The organism is Rhodococcus sp. G6(2025) (genome assembly GCF_058628105.1).
On the sequence record NZ_CP179750.1, the window covers coordinates 2,321,032 to 2,340,550 of the forward strand.

A 19,519-nucleotide genomic window follows, 5' to 3' on the forward strand; every position below is an offset into this window, starting at 1 on the left:
GCCAGGACACCGTTACAGACTCAGGGTATGTTTATGCCCACACCGCAGTACCTCTTGTCTTGAATTGCCGGTGTGCGGTAACTTTCCGAAGGGTTTGCTGGAGAGTCGCTGAGCGCGGCTTCCGGTGCAGAACGTGGGACTGTCGAAGACTGGAGCAGGGGGATCGATGTCTGGTGGTTCTGTCTTGTCGATCCCCGAGTCCCGTATCGGGTGCGACGTGATGACGGTGGGGCACGTGAGAAGCAGCGTCGAGCGGTTCGGCGACCGCTACCTGACGAGAATCTTCACACCCCACGAACTGGAAACCTGCGAGGGTCCTGCGCGGGCCCAACGGCTGGCTGCCCGGTTCGCGGCCAAGGAGGCCGTGGTCAAGGTGTTGCGACCCGGGGACGTCGCCTTGCCGTGGCAGTCCATCGAGATCCGGCGCGAGAGCTGGGGCGGATGCGGAGTGCGCCTGTCCGGCAACGCATCGGCCCTCGCCGAGCGGCAGGGGCTCGGCGGATTCGACGTCTCGATCTCGCACGAGGCCGACGTCGCGATCGCGATGGTCACCGCGTCCCGGCTCGGCACCCCACCCCATCACCAAGGAGAACGCCACCCATGAGCGAGCAGACCATCCGCAAGGTTCTCGGCGACCACGCCCGGCTGTCCGTCGATGCCGCGAGCATCGCCGTCGGAGCCGATCTCTACGAACTGGGTTTGACGTCGCACGCGAGCGTCAACGTCATGCTGGCGCTGGAGGATTCGTTCGACATCGAGTTCCCGGACGAGCTGCTGCGCAAGAGCACGTTCGCGAGTGTGGATTCCATTCGGGGCGCACTCGTCGAACTCGGAGTGGCATGAGCATCGCCCAGGTGAGCGACGCCGGGATCGAGTCCGCGCAGTCGTGGGGACCGGCGGCGCGGGCCGAGAGGGTCGTGGCCGAGGTGGCCGCGAGCTGGGCCGTCGACGTCGATCGGGACGCGCGTTTCCCGCAGGAAGCGATCGACGCACTCCGGGACCAGCGGTTGCTCTCGTGTGCCGTTCCCCCGGAACTGGGTGGCGAAGGCGCGACGCTTCGCGAACTGTGCACGATCGCCAGGACTCTCGGGCGCCATTGCGCCGCGACGGCGATGGTGTTCGCGATGCACCAGACCCAGATCCTCTCGCTCGTACGACATCCGGGTGGCGACGGTGTCACCGCCTTCCTGCGTGACGTGGTCGCCGGGCAGTTCCTGCTGGCATCGGCGACGACGGAACTGGGCATCGGGGGCGACGTCCGGCGCAGCACGTGCGCGGTGGAGCAGTCCGGCGGGGTGGTGTCGCTGGTCAAGAATGCCCCCGTGATCTCCTACGGCGAGTACGCCGATGCGATCCTCGCGACCGCGCGGCGCACCCCCGACAGCCCGCCGAGCGACCAGGTGCTCGTCGTCTGCCGGCGTGCCGACGTGACGCTCGAGCGCACCGGTGACTGGAACACGCTGGGACTGCGCGGAACCTGCAGTCCCGGTTTCGTGCTGCGTGCCACCACCACCCCCGATCTCGTCGTCGCCGACTCCTACGCGGAGATCTCGGCGGCGACGATGCTCCCGGTGTCGCACTCGGTGTGGTCGGCCGTGTGGCTCGGCATCGCCGACGCGGCGGTGGAGAAGGCGCGGCGGTACGTGCGAGCGGCAGCGCGTAAGCAGCCGGGCGTGGACTCACCCGCGGCGTCGCGTCTCGCCGAGGCGGCCGCTGTGCACCAGCAGTTCTCGGATGTCGTGTTCGCGGCGGCCCGCCGGTTCGACGACGCCGATGCGGCGCCCGCCGGTTCGCCGGAGGCCGAAGTCGCGGGTGGAGTGGGCTATTCGCTGGCGATGAACAACCTGAAGGTGACGGCGTCGACCCTGGCCGTCGACCTCGTCGGCAGGGCCCTGCTGATCTGCGGGATCGCCGGTTACCGGGAAGACACGGAGTACTCGCTCGGCCGGCACCTGCGCGATGCGCACGGAGCGGCCGTCATGATCAACAACGATCGAATCATGGCCAACTCGGCGCAGATGGCCACGGCATACCGGGGGACGATATGAGTACGGATACAGCAGTGGAACGGGAAGTGACGAGCGAACTCGAGCGGGCCCGGCGTGCCTTCCGGGCGGAACTGCTGGACGCCGGACTCCTGGTGGACACGTCCGTCGCCGGCCTCTACGGACGGTCGGGGTTGTTCGAGGACATCGTCGACGGCATCGACGCGGTCGTGCGCGCAGCAGGGCCGGGCGCGTCCGCGGCCCGATTCCGGTTTCCTCCGGTGTTCCCGCGCACCAGTTTCGAGCGCACCGACTACATCGCGTCGTTCCCCGACCTGACCGGGGCGATCAACACGTTCACCGGCACCAACGCCGAGCACGCCCAACTGCTGGCGGCGCGAGCCGACGGCGAGAGCTGGGACAAGTGGCTCGAACCGACCGACACGATGCTGGTGTCGGCGGCGTGCCACCCCGCGTACCCGATGTTCACGGGTGTGTTGCCGGACGGCGGTGCGCTGCTCGACGTGTACGGCTACTGCTTCCGGCACGAGCCGGCGTTCGATCCCGCCCGCATGCAGGCGTTCCGGATGCACGAGTTCGTGCAGATCGGTACGGCGGACCAGGCCGCGACCCACCGTGATTCGTGGATCGAGCGTGGGCTCGAGGTGCTGTCGGACCTGTGGCTGGACGCTACGCCGGTGATCGCCAACGACCCGTTCTTCGGCAGGGTCGGACGCATGCTCGCCGCCAACCAGCGTGAGGAGAACCTCAAGACCGAGCTCACGGTGCGCCTGTACGGCGATCTCGACGAGGGCACCGCCGTCGTCTCGTGCAACTGCCATCAGGACCACTTCGGTGTCACGTTCGACATCGCCACCGCGGACGGCGGCATCGCCCACAGCGCGTGCGTGGGATTCGGGATGGAACGCATCGCGCTCGCGATGCTGCGGACCCACGGCATGGATCCGTCGCGCTGGCCGAGTGCGGTGAAATCCCGGATGTCGCTGTGACATCCCGGCTGATCGACATCTCGCCGGACGGATACGAACCGCACACCATCCACTCCGACGAGCGGACGTGGACCGAGACCAACTGCTACCTCGACCTGTGGGTGGAGGTGCTCCACTCGCTCGGGCTCGATCCGGTGCCCGCCGCCGCGTGCGCGTTCGGCGCCCGGTTCGACGGGTCGCAGTGGACGTTCCTGAAGTTCAAGCCGGAGGATCTGTTCGCGCTGTACGGGATCGACGTGGGGGAGATGAACGTCTGGCGCCGGGTCCTCGACCACGTCCAGGACAATCTCGCTGCGGGAATGCTGTCGATCGTCGAGGTGGATGCGCACTGGCTCCCGGACACGGTGGGCACCGGGTACCGCGAGAGTCACACCAAGACGACGATCGTCGCGAACTACATCGACCGGGAGGCCGGTGTGCTCGAGTATTTCCACAACAGCGGGTATCACCGGTTGGCCGGTGACGACTTTCGCGGGTTGTTCGGGCTCGACGTCACCGGGTCGGCGACCTTCACCCCCTACGTGGAGCAGGTCCGGTTCGACGGGGACCCGGGGTACCGTCCGGCGCGCTTCGAGGCGGTGTTGCGCCATCATCTCGCCACCCGGCCGGACGGAAATCCGGTGCGCGATCTCGGCGAACGGGTGGTCGCCGACGTGCCCTGGATCCGCGAGGCCGGCATCGACACCTTTCACCTGTGGACGTTCGGGGTGTTGCGGCAGTGCGGTGCCACCGCGGAACTGGCCGCCGACGTCTGCGAGTACCTCGAGCGCAACGGGTTCGCCGGGGCGGCGGCGTTCGCGCCAGGCTTCCGGGCGGTGGCGCAGGGCGCGAAGAGTGTGCAGTTCCAGATGGCGCGGGCCGCTCGTGGACGCAGTGTCGACCCGTCGGCGCAACTCGACGGCATGGCCGAGGCGTGGGAACGGTCGGTGGGCGGTGTGGCGCGAGTGGTCGGACGCGCGTAGTGGATCTTCTCGCCGGCGCGCGGTGGCGTTGCGTGGCAACGGAACCGGGCTCGGTCACCGATCCGTCGGGTCTGAAGGGGGTGCCGGGCCCGTGGTATCCCGCGCAGGTGCCGGGTACCGCGGCAGGCGCGATCCGGGCGACCGACGGAGCTGCGGCGGCGCGGGCGACGAAGACCGATGCGGTCGACTGGTGGTTCGTCACCGACGTGTCGGGCGGCGGCCCGGGGCCGTGGCGGCTCGAGTTCGACGGCCTCGCCTCGTACGCGCAGGTGTGGGCGGGCGACGACCTCCTTCTGTCTTCGGAGTCGATGTTCGTGCCGGCCTCGGTCGAACTCGCCTCCCGCCCCGGCGCGGTCACGCTGGCGATCCGTTTTCCGTCGCTCGATGCCGCGCTGCGCCGCCGGCGGCCGCGCGGACGCTGGCGGTCGTCGCTGGTCAGCGCGCAGGGCCTGCGCTGGGTTCGCACGAGCTTGCTCGGCCGCGCCCCGGTCTTCGGTGGTGTGCCGGCCCCGGTGGGCCCGTGGCGGGCGGTGCGACTGCACGACCGCACCGCGCCCGTCCTGTCGGACGCTCACGTGGTCACCGCCGTGGAGGACGGCACGGGCGTGCTGGACCTGGTCGTGCGCGTGCATCGTTCGGCCGGACCGGCCCCCTTCGTGCGGCTCGGCGACCTCACCGTGGACGCGACGATCGTGGGCTCCGGGCCGGGCGCGCAGCAGGTCCGCGCCCACCTGCGCGTCCCCGACGTCCGGTTGTGGTGGCCCCACACCCACGGCACCCCCGCGACGTATCCGCTGAGCATCGTCCTGGGGGAGCACGTCGTCGACCTGGGTGCGGTCGGATTCCGCACCGTGCGCGCGGCGCAAAGCGACGGCGGATTCCGGCTGTCGGTCAACGGCGTCGACGTGTACTGCCGCGGCGCCGTCTGGACACCCGTGGATCCGGTGGGGCTGGGCGGCCGGGATCAGACGCGAGCCACCCTCGAGCGGGTGGTCGAGGCCGGCCTCAACATGGTCCGCGTGCCGGGCACGGCGGTGTACGAGGACGCCGCGTTCTGGGACGACTGTGCTGAACTGGGTGTCATGGTGTGGCAGGACGCCATGCTGTCGACGTTCGACCCGCCCGACGATCAGCGGTTCCTGGACCTGCTGACCGCGGAGGTCGAGGCGGTGCTGCGACCGCTGTCCGGGAACCCCGCGCTCACCGTGTTCAGCGGAGGCAGCGAGACCGAACAGCAACCGGCGATGCTCGGACTCGCTTCGCCGCACATGACGGCGGTGCACGACGTGATTCCGGCGGTGGTCGGTCGGACGGCGCCGGGGGTGGTGCGGGTGTCGTCGTCACCGACCTCGCCGCCGGGCTGCGACGCGCTCGCGACCCACGTGGGGACGGGTATCGCGCACTACTTCGGGGTCGGGGGCTATCGGCTTCCGCTGTCCGACGTCCGCCGGGCCCGGGTGCGGTTCGCCGCCGAATGCCTCGCGTTCTCGATCCCCCCGTCGGACGCGGCGATCGAGGCCGAGTTCGGCAGCCTCGCGGTCGCGGGCCACCACCCACGGTGGAAGGTGGCGGTGCCGCGGGACACCGGGGCGCCCTGGGACTTCGAGGACGTCCGCGATCACTACGTGCGGACGCTGTTCGGCGAGGAGCCGTCGACGGTCCGGTGGAGCGACCCCGAGCGGTACCTCGCCCTCGGCCGGGCCGCCGTCTGCGAGGCGTTCGCGGCGACTCTCGGATACTGGCGGCGGCCCGATTCGGGATGCGACGGCGCGCTGGTGCTTGCGCTCCGCGACCTCGAACCCGGCGCCGGGTGGGGGCTGCTCGACTCCGACGGCAGGCCGAAGGCTCCGTGGTTCGTGATGCGGCGGATGTCGCTGCCGGTCGCGGTCCTCCTCGCCGAGGACGGATTGGACGGACTGCGGATCGACGCGGTCAACGACTCCGACCACGAGGTCGCGGGGGAGTTGCGGGTGCAGGTGCACACCCGCACCGGTGCCCGGGCGTTCGACGTCACCGAACCGGTGACCGTCGCCGCGCACGCGGCCCGCCGGTGGTCGCTCGACACGGTGCTCGGGCGCTTCACCGACGCGACCCACGTCCACCGCTTCGGCCCCCGCGGATACGAGAGCGTGACCGTCACCCTGTCGAGTGAGGACGGTGTCGTCGCCGAGTCCGTTCACCTCGTCGGCGGACCGGCGCGCGCCCTCGAACGCACCGTCGGTCTGACTGCGGTGGCGCGGCAGACGGCGTCCGGGAACTGGGTCGTCGACGTCGGCACCGACGGCGCTGCGCAGTACGTGCACCTCGAACTCCGCGGCTTCGAACCGGAGGACTCCTGGTTCCACCTGCCGCCCGGCGGAGCACGGATCGTGCCGGTGCGCAGGACCGGGACAGCGGACGCGGTGACCGGGCACGTGCGGGCGCTGAACTCGATGACCGTCGCACCGGTCGTGCAGGCCTCCACCTGATACGGACCCCGGTCCGTCCTTGTGCGATATCGACTAGGCTGGCTCAGTCCGCAACTGGCCGCTCGTCCCGGCCCGAGCTGTTCGCCGGCAGTTCGTCATCACTGCTCAGGAGTGCGTCGTTGTCTTCCCCGCTCATCGCTGCCGAGCCCTCGTCCGACACCCCGCTCGCCGGTCTGGCGAAGATCGCGCTGGGCGACGCCGTCATCGCGCAGGTGACCGAGGCTCTCGGACGCCATCACCTCGACATCGTCGCGCCCGCACCCGCCCGGCCGTTCGTGGCCGCGGCCCTCGCCGAGCGCACCCATCTGCTGCTGGTCACCGCGACCGGCCGCGAGGCCGACGACCTCACCGCCGAACTGCAGGAGATGATCGGCGACGCCGTCGCCCAGTTCCCGTCGTGGGAGACGCTGCCGCACGAACGGCTGTCGCCGAGCGCCGACACGGTCGGTCGGCGCGTGGAGGTGCTCCGCAGACTCGCGCGGCCGGACGACCGCTCGTACGGGGCGCCGCTCCAGGTCGTCGTCACCACCGTCCGTTCGCTGGTGCAGCCCATGGCGCCGGGGCTCGGTGAGATCGAACCCGTCACACTGCGCGTGGGCGTCGAGCACGACTTCGACGGGCTGATCCAGCGGCTCGTCGAAATGGCGTACACGCGCGTCGACATGGTGGGCAAGCGCGGCGAGTTCGCCGTCCGCGGCGGCATCCTGGACCTGTTCTCGCCCACCGCGGATCATCCCGTGCGCGTCGAGTTCTGGGGCGACGAGGTCACCGAACTGCGCGCGTTCTCCGTCGCGGACCAGAGGTCGCTGCCCGAACTCGACATCGACGCCGTGATCGCCCCGCCGTGCCGCGAACTGCTCCTCACCGAGGACGTCCGCGACCGGGCCGCGCAACTCGCGGTCGACAACCAGGCCGACGCCGCGCTCGTCGAGATGCTCGACAAGATGTCGGCCGGTATCCCGGTGGAGGGCATGGAGGCGCTGCTGCCCGTGCTGCGGCCGGGGCAACTGCAGCTGCTCACCGACGTGCTGCCCGAGAGCGCACACGTGCTGCTGTGCGATCCGGAGAAGATCCGGACGCGCGCCACCGACCTGGTGCGCACCGGTCAGGAGTTCCTCGAGGCATCGTGGACGGCGGCTTCGATCGGCGGCGCCGCCCCGCTCGACACGTCGGTGCTGAAGGGCGATGGCATCGACCTCGGCGCCTCCGCCTACCGCTCGCTCAGCCAGGTCCGCGAATCCGCGGAGGCCACGGGCCTGCCGTGGTGGACGCTGAGCCCGCTCGCGTCGGGCAACGGCGAGGAACTGGAGCTGGCGGTCACGCCGGCGCCGCAGGTCCGCGGTTCCGACGACCTGCTGTCGGAACTGTTCGTGAGCCTGCGCGCCCACGTCACCACCGGCGGGCGCGCCGTCATCGTGGTCGCGGGCGCCGGCACCGCGCATCGCGTGCTCGAGCGTCTGCGCGAGGCCGAGGTGCCGGCGGCGGAACTCGCGCCCGGTACCGAGCCCCCGCGGGGCCAGGTCGGGGTGCTGCGCGGTTCGCTCCACGACGGCCTGGTCTTCCCCGGCGACGACGCCACTGCCGGACTCGTCATCGTCACGGAGGCCGATCTCACCGGCAACCGGGTGGCCGCGGTCGGCGACGGCAAGAGGCTGCCGGCGAAGCGCCGCAACCAGGTGGACCCGCTGGCCCTGACCGCGGGGGACATGGTGGTGCACGACCAGCACGGCATCGGACGATTCGTCGAGATGGTCGAACGCACCATCGGCGGCGCCCGCCGCGAGTACCTGGTGATCGAGTACGCCGCCAGCAAGCGCGGACACCCGGGCGACCGTCTGTTCGTTCCGATGGAGTCGCTCGACCAGCTGTCGCGGTACGTCGGTGGCGAGCTGCCCGCGCTCAGCAAGCTCGGCGGTTCCGACTGGGCCAACACCAAACGCAAGGCGCGCAAGGCGGTTCGTGAGATCGCCGGTGAGCTCGTCCAGCTGTACGCGGCGCGGCAGGCCGCACCCGGACACGCGTTCGGCCCGGACACCCCGTGGCAGAAGGAGATGGAGGACGCCTTCGCGTTCACCGAGACCCACGACCAGCTGACGGTCATCAGCGAGGTCAAGGCCGACATGGAGAAGGCGGTCCCGATGGACCGCGTCGTCATCGGCGACGTCGGCTACGGCAAGACCGAGATCGCGGTGCGGGCGGCGTTCAAGGCCGTGCAGGACGGCAAGCAGGTGGCCGTCCTGGTGCCGACGACGCTGCTCGCTCAGCAGCATCTGCAGACGTTCACCGAGCGCATGGCAGCGTTCCCGGTGACGGTGCGCGGGCTTTCCCGCTTCACGGATGCGGGGGACTCCAAGGAGATCATCGCCGGTATGGCCGACGGCGAGATCGACGTCGTGGTCGGCACGCACCGGCTGCTGCAGACCGGGATCCGGTGGAAGGACCTGGGCCTGGTCATCGTCGACGAGGAACAGCGCTTCGGTGTGGAACACAAGGAGCACATCAAGGCCCTGCGCACCCATGTGGACGTTCTCACGATGTCGGCCACGCCGATCCCGCGAACGCTGGAGATGAGCATGGCCGGCATCCGCGAGATGTCCACGATCCTCACGCCGCCGGAGGAGCGGCACCCCATCCTCACCTATGTCGGCGCGTATGCCGACAAGCAGGTGGCGGCGGCCATCAGACGGGAACTGCTCCGCGACGGGCAGGTGTTCTACGTCCACAACCGGGTCAGCTCGATCGACAAGTCGGCCCAGCGGATCCGCGAACTCGTCCCCGAGGCGCGGGTCGTGGTGGCGCACGGGCAGATGAACGAGGACACCCTGGAGCGGACCGTGCAGGGCTTCTGGGAACGCGACTACGACGTGCTGGTGTGCACCACCATCATCGAGACGGGTCTCGACATCTCCAACGCCAACACGCTCATCGTCGAACGCGCCGATTCCCTCGGCCTGTCGCAGCTGCACCAGTTGCGCGGGCGCGTCGGGCGGAGCCGGGAACGCGGCTACGCGTACTTCCTGTACCCGCCGGAGAAGCCGCTCACCGAGACGGCCTACGACCGCCTCGCGACCATCTCGCAGAACTCCGACCTCGGTGCCGGCATGGCGGTCGCGATGAAGGACCTCGAGATCCGCGGCGCGGGAAACGTGCTGGGCGCCGAGCAGTCCGGTCACGTCGCGGGTGTCGGGTTCGACCTGTACGTGCGGCTGGTGGGGGAGGCCGTCGAGGCGTTCCGGGCGGCAGCCGACGGCAGGCCGATCACGACGGAGGACGCCCCGAAGGAGGTCCGTATCGACCTGCCCGTCGACGCGCACATCCCTCCCGACTACGTCACCAGCGACCGCCTCCGGCTCGAGGGGTACCGCAAGCTCGCGGCGGCCACCGAACTCGACGGCATCACGGCCGTGGTCGACGAACTCGTCGACCGGTACGGACCGCTGCCCGAGGAGGTCCGCCGACTGGTCTCGGTGGCCAAGCTGCGCCTGCTGGCCCGCGAGTACGGACTCGAAGAGATTGCCGTGGTCGGGACGCAGCTGAAGATCGCGCCGATGGCCCTGCCCGACTCGAAGCAGTTGCGCCTCAAGCGGATCTACCCGAGCGCGCAGTACCGTGCCACCACCGGAATGGTGCAGCTGCCGCTGCCCCGGGCGGGGTCGGGCGGAATCGGCGCGGAGCGGGTGCGTGACGTGGAGTTGCTGCAGTACATCGCCGACTTCGTGGTCGCGCTGGACGGCAAGGCCGCCGGGTCCGTGGTGATGGAGGCCTGACCCGATGACGGTGGTCCTGCTCGACCCGTTGCGGCCCACGACGATCCCGATGGAGGCCGTCGGGGTGGTCGGTGACGGGGTGGAGTTCACCGACGAGGTACCCGACGGCGTGCGGACCCTGCTGACCGAAGCACCCGGGGCCGCCGTCCTGGTCAGTACCGACCCCGACCACCCCACGGTGCGCGAGTGGGTCGCGTCGGGGTCACGCGTCATCGCGGCACCGAAGGTCCCGGGCGACAATCTCGTCGAGGCCGCCGAGGTGATGGACCGATTGTGGAGTTACGGCGGCTGGGAAGTGACGCAGACGCACCGCACCCTGTCGCACTACCTCGTCGAGGAGACGTACGAGGTTCTCGACGCGATCGAGTCGTCCGAACCCGGCGATCTGCGTGAAGAGCTCGGAGACCTGCTGCTGCAGGTCCTTTTCCACTCACGCATCGCCTCGGCGTCGGGCAATTTCGACGTCGACGACGTGGCCGCGACCCTGGTGGCCAAACTCGTGCACCGCAGTCCCCACCTCGGGGAGGACGTCGTGGGACCGATCGACATCGCGGAGCAGGAACGGGCATGGGAGATCCGGAAGGCGGCGGAGAAGGCGCGGAGTTCCTGCCTCGACGGCGTCGCGATGAGTCAGCCCGCGGCGTCCCTCGCGGCGAAGGTGATCGCCCGCGCGAGCAAGGCCGGCCTGCCGCCGGAGCTCGTGCCCGTGGAGATCGAGTCCGGGCTGGTAGCTGAGGCGGAAGCCGAGACGAGACTCCGGGCGGCGGCGCACGCGTTCATCACCCGGATCCGGGCAGCCGAGAATGCGGCGCGTGCGCAGGGCAAGTCCTCGCTCGGAGCAGCGGACTGGGTGGGTCACTGGCCGTCGTGAGAACGTCTGGTCCGCGCGATCGCTTCGGTTTGCCAAAATGTAACTGAGTTTTAAATCACTTCGCGTTAACTGGTGCGCAAGAAACAAACTTGAGATAGGTTTACCCCTGCAAAGAAGACCGATAGTCGAAAACATTGATGTTTTCTGAACTGCGGGGGTTCGAACGGTCTCTGCTTCCTTTGCACGCTGCACGTGGTGAGGACATCACTCCAGACACGGGGTGGTCAGTGCTCGCATGGGACGACTGTGATGCTGCCGGGCCATTCGCCCGACGAGGAAAGACGGACAAATGAGCCTCTACACGCCTGATCGCCTGGAACCCTCCGACGGTACCGACGTCGTGGGCGTCGACCAACGCAAAGGCGAAGACAACGGTCGCAACGACGGGGACGGGTCGCAGCGGCCGACGGTCACGGTCGTCGTGCCTGCCATGAACGAAGCCAAGAACCTCCCGCACGTTGCCGCGCGAATGCCGACCGACATCGACGAGATCGTTTTCGTCGACGGACATTCCGTCGACGACACGGTCGAGGTGGCCAAGAGTCTCTGGCCCGACGCCACGGTCGTGACGCAAAGCCGAAAAGGCAAGGGCAATGCCTTGGCGTGCGGGTTCCTCGCTTCCACGTCGGACATCATCGTGATGATCGACGCCGACGGATCCACGGACCCGGCCGAGATCCCGCTGTTCGTCGGGGCACTCGTGGCAGGCGCGGACTTCGCGAAGGGCACGCGCTTCGCCGCCGGCGGCGGAAGCTCGGACATCACGTTCAGCAGGAAGCTCGGAAACAAGGCGTTGAACGCCATCGTCAACCTCAAGTTCGGGGCGTCGTTCAGCGATTTGTGCTACGGCTACAACGCATTCTGGCGCCGCCACGTCCCGGTGATGGCATTGCCGTCCGTCGACGCGACCGAGGCGCAGTGGGGCGACGGCTTCGAGATCGAGACACTCATCAACGTGCGGGTCGCCAACGCGGGCCTGAAGATCACCGAGGTGCCGAGTTTCGAACAGGACCGCATCCATGGCGAGAGCAATCTCAACGCGGTACGTGACGGGCTCCGGGTGCTGCGCACCATCAGGAGCGAACAGCGCACCTCCGCACCGGACGTGTCCCCGACTCCCGTCGCGCGAGGCTGAGCAACCATGACGGTGTCCACCCTCGTGTCCTGCTCCGTCGTGATCTGCGCCTACACCACCGAACGGTGGACCGACCTGTGCGCCGCAGTCGACTCGGTGCTCACCCAGAACGTGCCCGTGCTCGAGGTGCTGGTGGTGATCGACCACTCCGAGGAGCTGTTCTCGCGTGCCGAACGGCACTTCGCCGGGCCGACCCGGGTGACCGTGCTGCGTAACTCCGGATCGAAGGGGCTCTCCGGAGCCCGCAACACGGGTGTGCGCGCGGCGCGTGGCGACATGATCGCGTTCCTCGACGACGATGCGCGCGCCGAACCCGACTGGTACCGCGTGTCCGCCGCCCACTATTCCGACCCCGACGTGCTCGGCGTGGGGGGATTCGCCAGTCCCGTGTGGCCCGCGGACCGCCCCGTGTGGATGCCCGCCGAGTTCGACTGGGTGGTCGGCTGCAGCTACGTCGGCCAACCGACACGTATCGAGCCGGTGCGGAACTTCATCGGCTGCAACATGTCTCTGCGGCGCACGGTGTTCGACGCCGTCCACGGATTCAGCGACGGGATCGGCCGGGTCGGCAAGACACCGGTCGGGTGCGAGGAGACCGAACTCTGCATCCGGATCCGCGCCCACCAGCCCTCTGCGCAACTGCTGTTCGACCCCGCGATGAGGGTGGAGCACCGCGTCAGCGACGACCGCGCCACGTTCCGATACTTCCTCTCGCGGTGCTTCCACGAGGGCGTGTCGAAAGCGCTGGTCTCCGATCTCGTCGGGGCCGGCGACGCGCTCAGCAGCGAGCGGGCGTACACCGCACGCGTTCTCCCGCGAGCTGTCGTCACGGGGATCGCATCCCCGCGGCACGGCGGGCTGGCCCGGGCCGGTGCCGTGGTCGCGGGGCTCACGGCGACCACGGCCGGCTACGTCCGCGGTCTCGTCGGTCTGCGATCGAAGCGGGTGACGGCATGACCGGAACACTCGATCGCCGGATCGACCTGGTGCCTGCTCTCGTCAGCGATCACGCGCCGACGTGGGACGGGGCCGTCTGGGTCGGCGAACTGCGCGGTCCCGTGCGAGACGACACCGAATACCGGCTGGAGCGTGCCGAGGGGTATCAGCGTGCCCGGCTGCTCGTGCGGGAAGACCGCACCCTGCTGGGATTCGTCGAAGTGGACATCGAGGACGGCCGACTCGAGGCCGGCGCACTGCGGCGCGCACTGGACGGGCTCCTGCCGGGAGCGGCGGCCGAAAGCGCCGCCGCCACCGCCGCATCCGGCCCGTCCGTCACCGTGGTGGTGTGTACCCGGGACCGGGTCGACAGCCTGAAGGTCGCCCTCGAATCGATCCTGTCGCTCGATCATCCCGATTACCAGGTGATCGTGGTCGACAACGCATCCCGCACGGACGCCACGCAGCGGTACGTCGCCGAACTCGGTGACCCCCGTGTACGCGTCGTGACCGAGCCCCGCCCGGGCCTGTCCCGGGCGCGCAATGCGGGCGTCCGCGCGGCGAACACGGAGATCGTCGCGTTCACCGACGACGACGTCGTCGTCGACCCGCACTGGCTCACCGAACTCGTCGCCGGCTTCGGCGCCGGCAATGCGGTGGCGTGCGTGTGCGGAATCGTCCCGAGCGGGGAGATCCGCACACCCGCACAGGCCTACTTCGATCAGCGGGTGGGATGGGCGAGTTCCTGTGTCCCACGGTTGTTCGACCTCGCGCACCCGCCCGCCGACGTGCCGCTCTTCCCGTTCCAGGTCGGCGTCTACGGCACCGGTGCGAATTTCGCGGTCGATCGGCAGGCCGTGTTCGCGCTGGGTGGTTTCGACGAGGCGCTCGGGGCGGGAGCCCCTACCGACGGTGGCGAAGACCTCGACATGTTCTTCCGCGTGCTGCACTCCGGGCGGCAGCTGGCGTACCGGCCCGGGGCGGTCGTGTGGCATCGGCACCGGGCGGACAACGAGGCGCTCGCCGTCCAGGCGCGCGGCTACGGGCTCGGACTCGGCGCGTGGCTGGCCAAGATCGCCGTCGACCCCCGCACCGCCTGGCTCGCCGCGCGCATCGCCGTGCGGCAGGCGCCGACGTTTCTTCATCTGTCGCGGAAGATGTCCCGCGTCGCCACCCCTCCGGACGGTCTCGCCGACGACCTTCCCGTGGGGATCGGGGCCACCGAACTGCGGTCCATCGCGCGTGGCCCGTTCGCCTATCTGAAGGCCCGCGTGGAGGGCCGGGATCCGGCGCCGATGAGAGGGATGACCCATGACAGCCCATCCTGATCTCGCCGGCCGCAGCGACGGCACCCGGTTCGCCACCTGGTTCGGACCGGAGGACGCGCCGCTGTTCGGCGTCGTCGACCTTCCAGCCGACGGCCGCTGCCGCGGTGCCGTGGTCCTGTGCCCGCCGATCGGCAAGGAACAGGTCGACTCGTATCGCGGAATGGTCTACCTCGCCCAGCAGTTGCGGGCCCGGGGGCTTCTGGTGTTGCGGTTCGACTACCGCGGCACCGGTGACTCGCCGGGCGCCCAGGACGAGTCCGACGCGGTCGCCGGATGGCTCGACAGCATCCGGACGGCCGTCGACTTCGTGCGCAGCTGCGGCATCACCGACATCGGGCTGGTCGGCCTCCGGGTAGGCGCCCTGCTCGCCGCGCAGGTCGCCGCGACGTGCGGTCCGGTGCGGGCCGTGACCCTGTGGGATCCGGTGGTGCGCGGCCGCGCCTACCTGCGCAAGCAGACCGCGCTCCACCAGATGGTGGTCGGTCCCGAGGACGCGGACGATCCGCGGGTCACCCTTATCGGTGCGGTGCTCGCACCGGCCGCGGCTACGGCCCTGTCGGCGATGAGTCTGCGAACCGCCACTCCGCCGCCGGGCGCGAAGGTGCTGATGGCGTTGCGGGACAGCGAGGTCGACTCCGTCGGGATGCGTGAGGCCGTCGCGGCCTGGACCGCCGAGCACTTCACAGTTCAGGACTACGAATCGTTCCTCGAGCCGGCGGACTTCGTGGTCCGGCTCCCGTTCGGCGACATCGACCGGATCGCCGACTGGATGTCCGCGTCCTTCGGCAACCACCACACCGGTGCCACACTCGATCTCCGCGCCACCGCCGTCGTGGATCGGACCGTCGACGGCAGGCAGGTCACCGAGACTCTGGGCTTCGAGGGGGCGTCCGAACTCTTCACGATCCGCACGTCCGTCGCGGCCGAGCGGGATGCGGTGCACACCCCTGCGGCGCCGACGGTGATCTTCCACGGCACCGCCGGCGAGCACCGCGTCGGGCCCGTCCGGCTGTGGGCCGAGACTGCCCGCGAACTCGCGGCCCACGGGATCGTCAGCGTTCGCTTCGATCGCCGCGGCACCGGCGACACCGGCACGGTGCAGCACGGAGAATCCACCACCATCTACACGGACGAATCCCGGGACGACGCCGTCGACATCATCTCCGTCAGCGGTGCGCAGCCCGAATCGGCTGTGCTCGTGGGCATGTGTTCGGGGGCGTGGAACTCGAGTTACGCCGCCCTCCGCCGTCCGGTCCGGGCGGTGGTCCTGGTCAACATGGCGGACTGGACCATTACCCGTAAAGCCTTCGTGAAGCAGTCGACGATGGACGCCGGCCAGGGTTCCCTGAAGGGTGCCGCGCTCGCGCTACTCCACCGGCACGCGGCGACGGCGAAACAGTACCTGCGGGTGTGGATGCCGTACCGCGGCTGGTTGTGGCTGGGCCGGGCCGGGTTGCTGCAGGTGCCGGAGGTCATGCTCGCTCCGCTGAACGACCGTGGCGTGCACACCACCGTCCTCCTCTCACCGATCGACTACGCCGCGTTCGTCGAGAACCAGGGAGAGCGCAGCCTTCGCCGGCTCCGGCGCGCCGGGTGGAACGGACGCCTGGTGACGTACCCGTCCGGCGATCACTCGCTGTACAGCACCGCCCTGCGGGACAGGGTCCTGCGGGACGTCCTCGCCACCGCGCTCGGTGAATTGACCGTGGACAGCGTCGACGACGCCCGTGACGATTCCCGGCCGGAGTTGGTCGGGTAATCATGGGATCCCCGACAGCGACGCAGTCGCACCTACGCGCGAAGCACCGTGCCGAGCAGCCACCGCGCTCCGCGGGGCGGAATCTGCAACTCAACTCGATGGCACTGATGCTGTCGAGTGTCGTCACCGGTGTACTCGGCCTCGCCTTCTGGGGTGCGGCCGCGCGATTGTTCCCCGCCGATCAGGTGGGCGTGGCGTCCGCACTCATCTCGACGGCGATCATGCTGTCGACGCTGTCGAATCTCAGCCTGGGCTCGATGTTCGAGCGCTTCCTGCCCGTGGCGGGCCACCGCGCGGGACCGTTGCTGGTCAAGGGTTTCGCCGCCGTCGCCACGCTGGCCTTCGTGTCGGCAGTCGGACTCATCGTCGTCGGTCCGCGGGACACGCTGTTCGAGAACAACCTGGAAATCGCGATCTATCCGGTGTTCGTCGTCGTGCTCGCGCTCTTCGCCCTGCAGGATCAGACCGTCTCCGGGCTGGGTGTGGCCCGCTGGGCGGCGTCGAAGAACGTCTTCCACGCGCTGGCCAAACTTCTCGCGGTCGTGGTGCTCGCGGCGTCGGGGTCGGCGCTCGCCATCGTCGCGTCCTGGGGGGTCACCGCGGCGATCGCCGTTGTGGTCGTATTGACGTCGATGGGCCTGCGCATCCGGTCCGACCCTCGATACCGGCAGGTGCCCGCTCTGCCCTCCAACAAGGAACTCGGTGTGTACTTCGGTTCCTCGTACGGCATTTCGGCGCTCGGGGCCATCGCCCCGCTCGTCGTCCCGCTGATCGTCGTCACCCGGGTCGGCACCGCGGCGAACGCGTACTTCGCAGTGACGTGGTCGATCGTCAGCGCCCTCTACATCATGGTGAACCTCATGGTGGGCCCGTTCGTCGCCGAAGCCGCCGCGCATCCGGACAAGATCGTCAGCCTGTCCCGCCGGTTCGTCCGCACCATTGCCGTGGTCGCGGTGGTGGGCGGATTCGGGCTGGCCTTCGTCGCGCCGCCGGCGCTCGGATTCATCGGCGACGAATACCGTGCGGAAGGAACGCCTCTGCTCCATCTCGCCGCGGTGTTCGTGCCTCTCACCGTCATCGGTGCCGTCTACGACGGTCTCGCGCGGGTGTACCGCCGACTGACACTCGCCGTCGTCACCCAGTGCCTGGCCACGGTGGTCATCATCGTCGGCAGCCTGGTCTTCAGCGCGTCGATCGGGGTCGCGGGGGTGGGCTGGGCGTATCTCGCCGCGGAGACGCTCACCGCCGTGATCCTCGCCGGACCGCTCATCTCCTGGCTCCGCCGACTCCAGAACCGTTCCAAGTGGGAGCGGTGGCTGGCGAAGAAGAGCATGAACCAGAAACCGATGTGGCAGGTGTCCGATGTCGACGCATAGAGCAAGTTCCCGCGACCTGATGCGCAGCGGGAGCCGGATGATCACCGCGATCGGTCCCGTCCGACTGCCGAGCGTTGGCGAGATCCGGGACACGCTGACGCTGCTCGCGCACGCGGGCGGGCGGCACACCCCGATCGGCCTCGTCCCGACCACCGAGTCACGCCGGTGGGAGCACCGACCGCAGGACTTCATCGGGCAGGTACGGGAACTCGGACCCTGTACCCGGGAGGAGGTGCCGCAGCTGCTGACCCGGCTGGCACGGTCGGGTGCGTCCGCATACCCGCTGAACGTCGCGGTCGCGGGCGATTTTCTCCTGCTCGACATTTCCCACGGACTCGGCGATGGCAGGCTCGCGCTGTCACTCGTCCGTGCCGTTGCCGGTGGACGCATGGGGACGCCGGTTCCGGAATGGGCGCGGACACGCGACAGCGCTCTGCCGCTCGCGTGCGCCCTGGCCCGGACCTTCGCGTCGTCCCCCACGCGTGTCGCGAGGCTCCTCGAATCCCGGCCCGCTGCCGCGCACGGTTCCGGATCGGCCGAGGTGGTCGTGCCGTGGCACGGCGCGCCCACCGCGGTCATCGCGTCGACAGCGCCCGGCACCACCGCAGAACTGCGTCGCTGGCGGGATCGGGAAATGCCCCGGGCGTCGGTGTCGTCGTTGCTGTTCGCGGCCGTCTCGCGGGCGATGCGCAGTTGTGGCCTGGCGATCGACGACGAGGTCGACGTTCTCTTCGACTGCCGCCGGTACCTCCCGGAGGCGGCGACGGTGAACGGCAACTTCGCAGCCCTGGTGCGGTTCTCACTGTCGGACCCGGGTGATGCCGCCGAGATGAGTGCGGCGATCGCGCAGGCCACGGCGTCGGGCCGGCCGCTGGCCTCGCTCGCACTCAGCACCGCCACGTTCCGCAGGCGGGTGCGTGCCGGTGTTGCGCACGCGCGGGCCACTCACGTCGCCGCGGACCCCCGGGCGAGGCTCGTGTACTCCGACATGGGACAGGCCGCGCTGCTGGCCGATCTCGACTGGACCGACGGGCCCGGCCGGCGTCTCGTCACCGCGCTGAGCGAACCGGCCGACCCTGCGTCGATCGTCTTCACCGCGGTGCGCCACGGTCCCGACCTGGACGTGTCGGCGTCGCTGCACGACAACGTTTTCGACCCCGAACTCGTCCGCAGCGCCCTCTCGGACGCACTGTGCGACCCACTGTCTCTACTGTCTCGAAGGATGTTCTGACCATGCCCTCACACGTCCTCGAGACCTCGAAGCGGACTCCGCTGTACCTCACCGTTGCCGTACTGCAGTTCTTCGTCGTCGAATTCCTCGTCGCCGGCAGGTGGCGCGGTCACTACAGCTACTCTGCCAATTTCGTCAGCGACCTCGGCGTCCCGTTCTGCGGCACGGACGGAAACGCGCCGTGCAGCAAGACATCCCTGCTGATGGACGCGTCGTTCGTGGTGACCGGACTCGCCTATGTGGTGGCCGCCGTCCTGTGGCACCGCATCGAACGGGTGCTGCCGCCGGCCCCCGTCGTCTTCCTGGTGGTGGCCGGGATCGGCGGAACAGTGGTCGGTCTCGCGCCGTCGAACACGCAGTGGGAAGTGCATTCGCTCGGTGCCACGCTGTTCCTGATCTTCGGCAGTCTCTTCACGCTCACGACGGCACTCACCGTCTGGCCTCAGATGTCCGGACCGGCAACGTACGTCGCCCTCGCACTGGGGGTGCTCGGACTGGTGGGGTACTTCTGCTTCACCTACTCCTGGGACCTCGGTCTCGGCGTGGGCGGTATCGAACGGGTTGCGGCCTACTCGGCGATCCTCGGGTTCGTCGTGTGCGTCCACCTCGTGACGCAGCTGCAGTCGGTTCGGCGTTCGGCTGTCGTCCCGGTCGGAGACGGTGCCGGTGCATAGGCAGCTGAACCGTCCGC

Annotated in this window: 15 protein-coding genes; all 15 read left to right on the forward strand. The window is 69.4% G+C overall.

The window, feature by feature from the left end:
• Nucleotides 1-166 precede the first annotated feature (166 nt).
• The 15 genes from acpS (at nt 167) to ACLIVD_RS10565 (ending at nt 19,502) form a co-directional block, all read left to right on the forward strand.
• Entirely contained in the window at nt 167-604 is a 438-nt protein-coding gene (gene acpS, locus ACLIVD_RS10495; RefSeq protein WP_280781442.1) for a holo-ACP synthase, read from the forward strand.
• Nucleotides 601-843 carry an acyl carrier protein gene (locus ACLIVD_RS10500; RefSeq protein ID WP_005238830.1) on the forward strand — a complete coding sequence of 81 codons (243 nt, stop codon included), beginning with the start codon at nt 601-603 and terminating at the stop codon, nt 841-843. Before acpS ends, ACLIVD_RS10500 begins: the two co-directional genes overlap by 4 nt.
• Nucleotides 840-2,048: an acyl-CoA dehydrogenase family protein gene (locus ACLIVD_RS10505; RefSeq protein ID WP_491932431.1), complete on the forward strand. Its 1,209-nt coding sequence runs from the start codon at nt 840-842 to the stop codon at nt 2,046-2,048. Before ACLIVD_RS10500 ends, ACLIVD_RS10505 begins: the two co-directional genes overlap by 4 nt.
• Nucleotides 2,045-2,995: an amino acid--[acyl-carrier-protein] ligase gene (locus ACLIVD_RS10510; protein WP_491932432.1), complete on the forward strand. Its 951-nt coding sequence runs from the start codon at nt 2,045-2,047 to the stop codon at nt 2,993-2,995. Before ACLIVD_RS10505 ends, ACLIVD_RS10510 begins: the two co-directional genes overlap by 4 nt.
• Nucleotides 2,992-3,957, forward strand: coding sequence for a DUF1839 family protein (locus ACLIVD_RS10515; protein ID WP_283331450.1), 966 nt, complete (start codon nt 2,992-2,994; stop codon nt 3,955-3,957). The genes ACLIVD_RS10510 and ACLIVD_RS10515 overlap by 4 nt, the downstream gene beginning before the upstream one ends.
• A gap of 32 nt (nt 3,958-3,989) precedes the next feature.
• A complete protein-coding gene (locus ACLIVD_RS10520) occupies nt 3,990-6,425 on the forward strand; it encodes a glycoside hydrolase family 2 protein (protein ID WP_283331449.1) in 2,436 nt (811 codons plus the stop codon).
• A gap of 119 nt (nt 6,426-6,544) precedes the next feature.
• The gene (gene mfd / locus ACLIVD_RS10525; RefSeq protein ID WP_491932433.1) at nt 6,545-10,192 is read left to right on the forward strand and encodes a transcription-repair coupling factor; all 3,648 of its coding nucleotides are present in this window, start codon (nt 6,545-6,547) and stop codon (nt 10,190-10,192) included.
• Between the two features lie 4 nt (nt 10,193-10,196).
• The gene (locus ACLIVD_RS10530; protein ID WP_283331447.1) at nt 10,197-11,063 is read left to right on the forward strand and encodes a nucleoside triphosphate pyrophosphohydrolase; all 867 of its coding nucleotides are present in this window, start codon (nt 10,197-10,199) and stop codon (nt 11,061-11,063) included.
• A 289-nt stretch (nt 11,064-11,352) separates the two neighbouring features.
• On the forward strand, nt 11,353-12,198 hold the full coding sequence (locus ACLIVD_RS10535; RefSeq protein ID WP_491932434.1) for a glycosyltransferase family 2 protein: 846 nt from the start codon (nt 11,353-11,355) through the stop codon (nt 12,196-12,198).
• Between the two features lie 6 nt (nt 12,199-12,204).
• Entirely contained in the window at nt 12,205-13,155 is a 951-nt protein-coding gene (locus tag ACLIVD_RS10540; RefSeq protein WP_283331445.1) for a glycosyltransferase family 2 protein, read from the forward strand.
• A complete protein-coding gene (locus ACLIVD_RS10545) occupies nt 13,152-14,462 on the forward strand; it encodes a glycosyltransferase family 2 protein (RefSeq protein ID WP_491932435.1) in 1,311 nt (436 codons plus the stop codon). Before ACLIVD_RS10540 ends, ACLIVD_RS10545 begins: the two co-directional genes overlap by 4 nt.
• Complete coding sequence (locus tag ACLIVD_RS10550) at nt 14,446-16,221, forward strand: alpha/beta fold hydrolase (RefSeq protein WP_491932436.1); 1,776 nt, start codon at nt 14,446-14,448, stop codon at nt 16,219-16,221. The genes ACLIVD_RS10545 and ACLIVD_RS10550 overlap by 17 nt, the downstream gene beginning before the upstream one ends.
• A gap of 2 nt (nt 16,222-16,223) precedes the next feature.
• On the forward strand, nt 16,224-17,597 hold the full coding sequence (locus tag ACLIVD_RS10555) for a lipopolysaccharide biosynthesis protein (protein ID WP_491932437.1): 1,374 nt from the start codon (nt 16,224-16,226) through the stop codon (nt 17,595-17,597).
• Nucleotides 17,584-18,828: a hypothetical protein gene (locus ACLIVD_RS10560; protein WP_317568120.1), complete on the forward strand. Its 1,245-nt coding sequence runs from the start codon at nt 17,584-17,586 to the stop codon at nt 18,826-18,828. The genes ACLIVD_RS10555 and ACLIVD_RS10560 overlap by 14 nt, the downstream gene beginning before the upstream one ends.
• A 2-nt stretch (nt 18,829-18,830) precedes the next feature.
• On the forward strand, nt 18,831-19,502 hold the full coding sequence (locus ACLIVD_RS10565) for a DUF998 domain-containing protein (protein ID WP_491932438.1): 672 nt from the start codon (nt 18,831-18,833) through the stop codon (nt 19,500-19,502).
• The last annotated feature ends 17 nt before the right edge of the window (nt 19,503-19,519 follow it).

Bases quoted from the DNA above. Each gene is read 5' to 3' on its own strand.
- acpS (WP_280781442.1), top strand. From the start codon at position 167: ATGTCTGGTGGTTCTGTCTTGTCGATCCCCGAGTCCCGTATCGGGTGC.
- ACLIVD_RS10500 (WP_005238830.1), top strand. From the start codon at position 601: ATGAGCGAGCAGACCATCCGCAAGGTTCTCGGCGACCACGCCCGGCTG.
- ACLIVD_RS10505 (WP_491932431.1), top strand. From the start codon at position 840: ATGAGCATCGCCCAGGTGAGCGACGCCGGGATCGAGTCCGCGCAGTCG.
- ACLIVD_RS10510 (WP_491932432.1), top strand. From the start codon at position 2,045: ATGAGTACGGATACAGCAGTGGAACGGGAAGTGACGAGCGAACTCGAG.
- ACLIVD_RS10530 (WP_283331447.1), top strand. From the start codon at position 10,197: ATGACGGTGGTCCTGCTCGACCCGTTGCGGCCCACGACGATCCCGATG.
- ACLIVD_RS10535 (WP_491932434.1), top strand. From the start codon at position 11,353: ATGAGCCTCTACACGCCTGATCGCCTGGAACCCTCCGACGGTACCGAC.
- ACLIVD_RS10540 (WP_283331445.1), top strand. From the start codon at position 12,205: ATGACGGTGTCCACCCTCGTGTCCTGCTCCGTCGTGATCTGCGCCTAC.
- ACLIVD_RS10545 (WP_491932435.1), top strand. From the start codon at position 13,152: ATGACCGGAACACTCGATCGCCGGATCGACCTGGTGCCTGCTCTCGTC.
- ACLIVD_RS10550 (WP_491932436.1), top strand. From the start codon at position 14,446: ATGACAGCCCATCCTGATCTCGCCGGCCGCAGCGACGGCACCCGGTTC.
- ACLIVD_RS10555 (WP_491932437.1), top strand. From the start codon at position 16,224: ATGGGATCCCCGACAGCGACGCAGTCGCACCTACGCGCGAAGCACCGT.
- ACLIVD_RS10560 (WP_317568120.1), top strand. From the start codon at position 17,584: ATGTCGACGCATAGAGCAAGTTCCCGCGACCTGATGCGCAGCGGGAGC.
- ACLIVD_RS10565 (WP_491932438.1), top strand. From the start codon at position 18,831: ATGCCCTCACACGTCCTCGAGACCTCGAAGCGGACTCCGCTGTACCTC.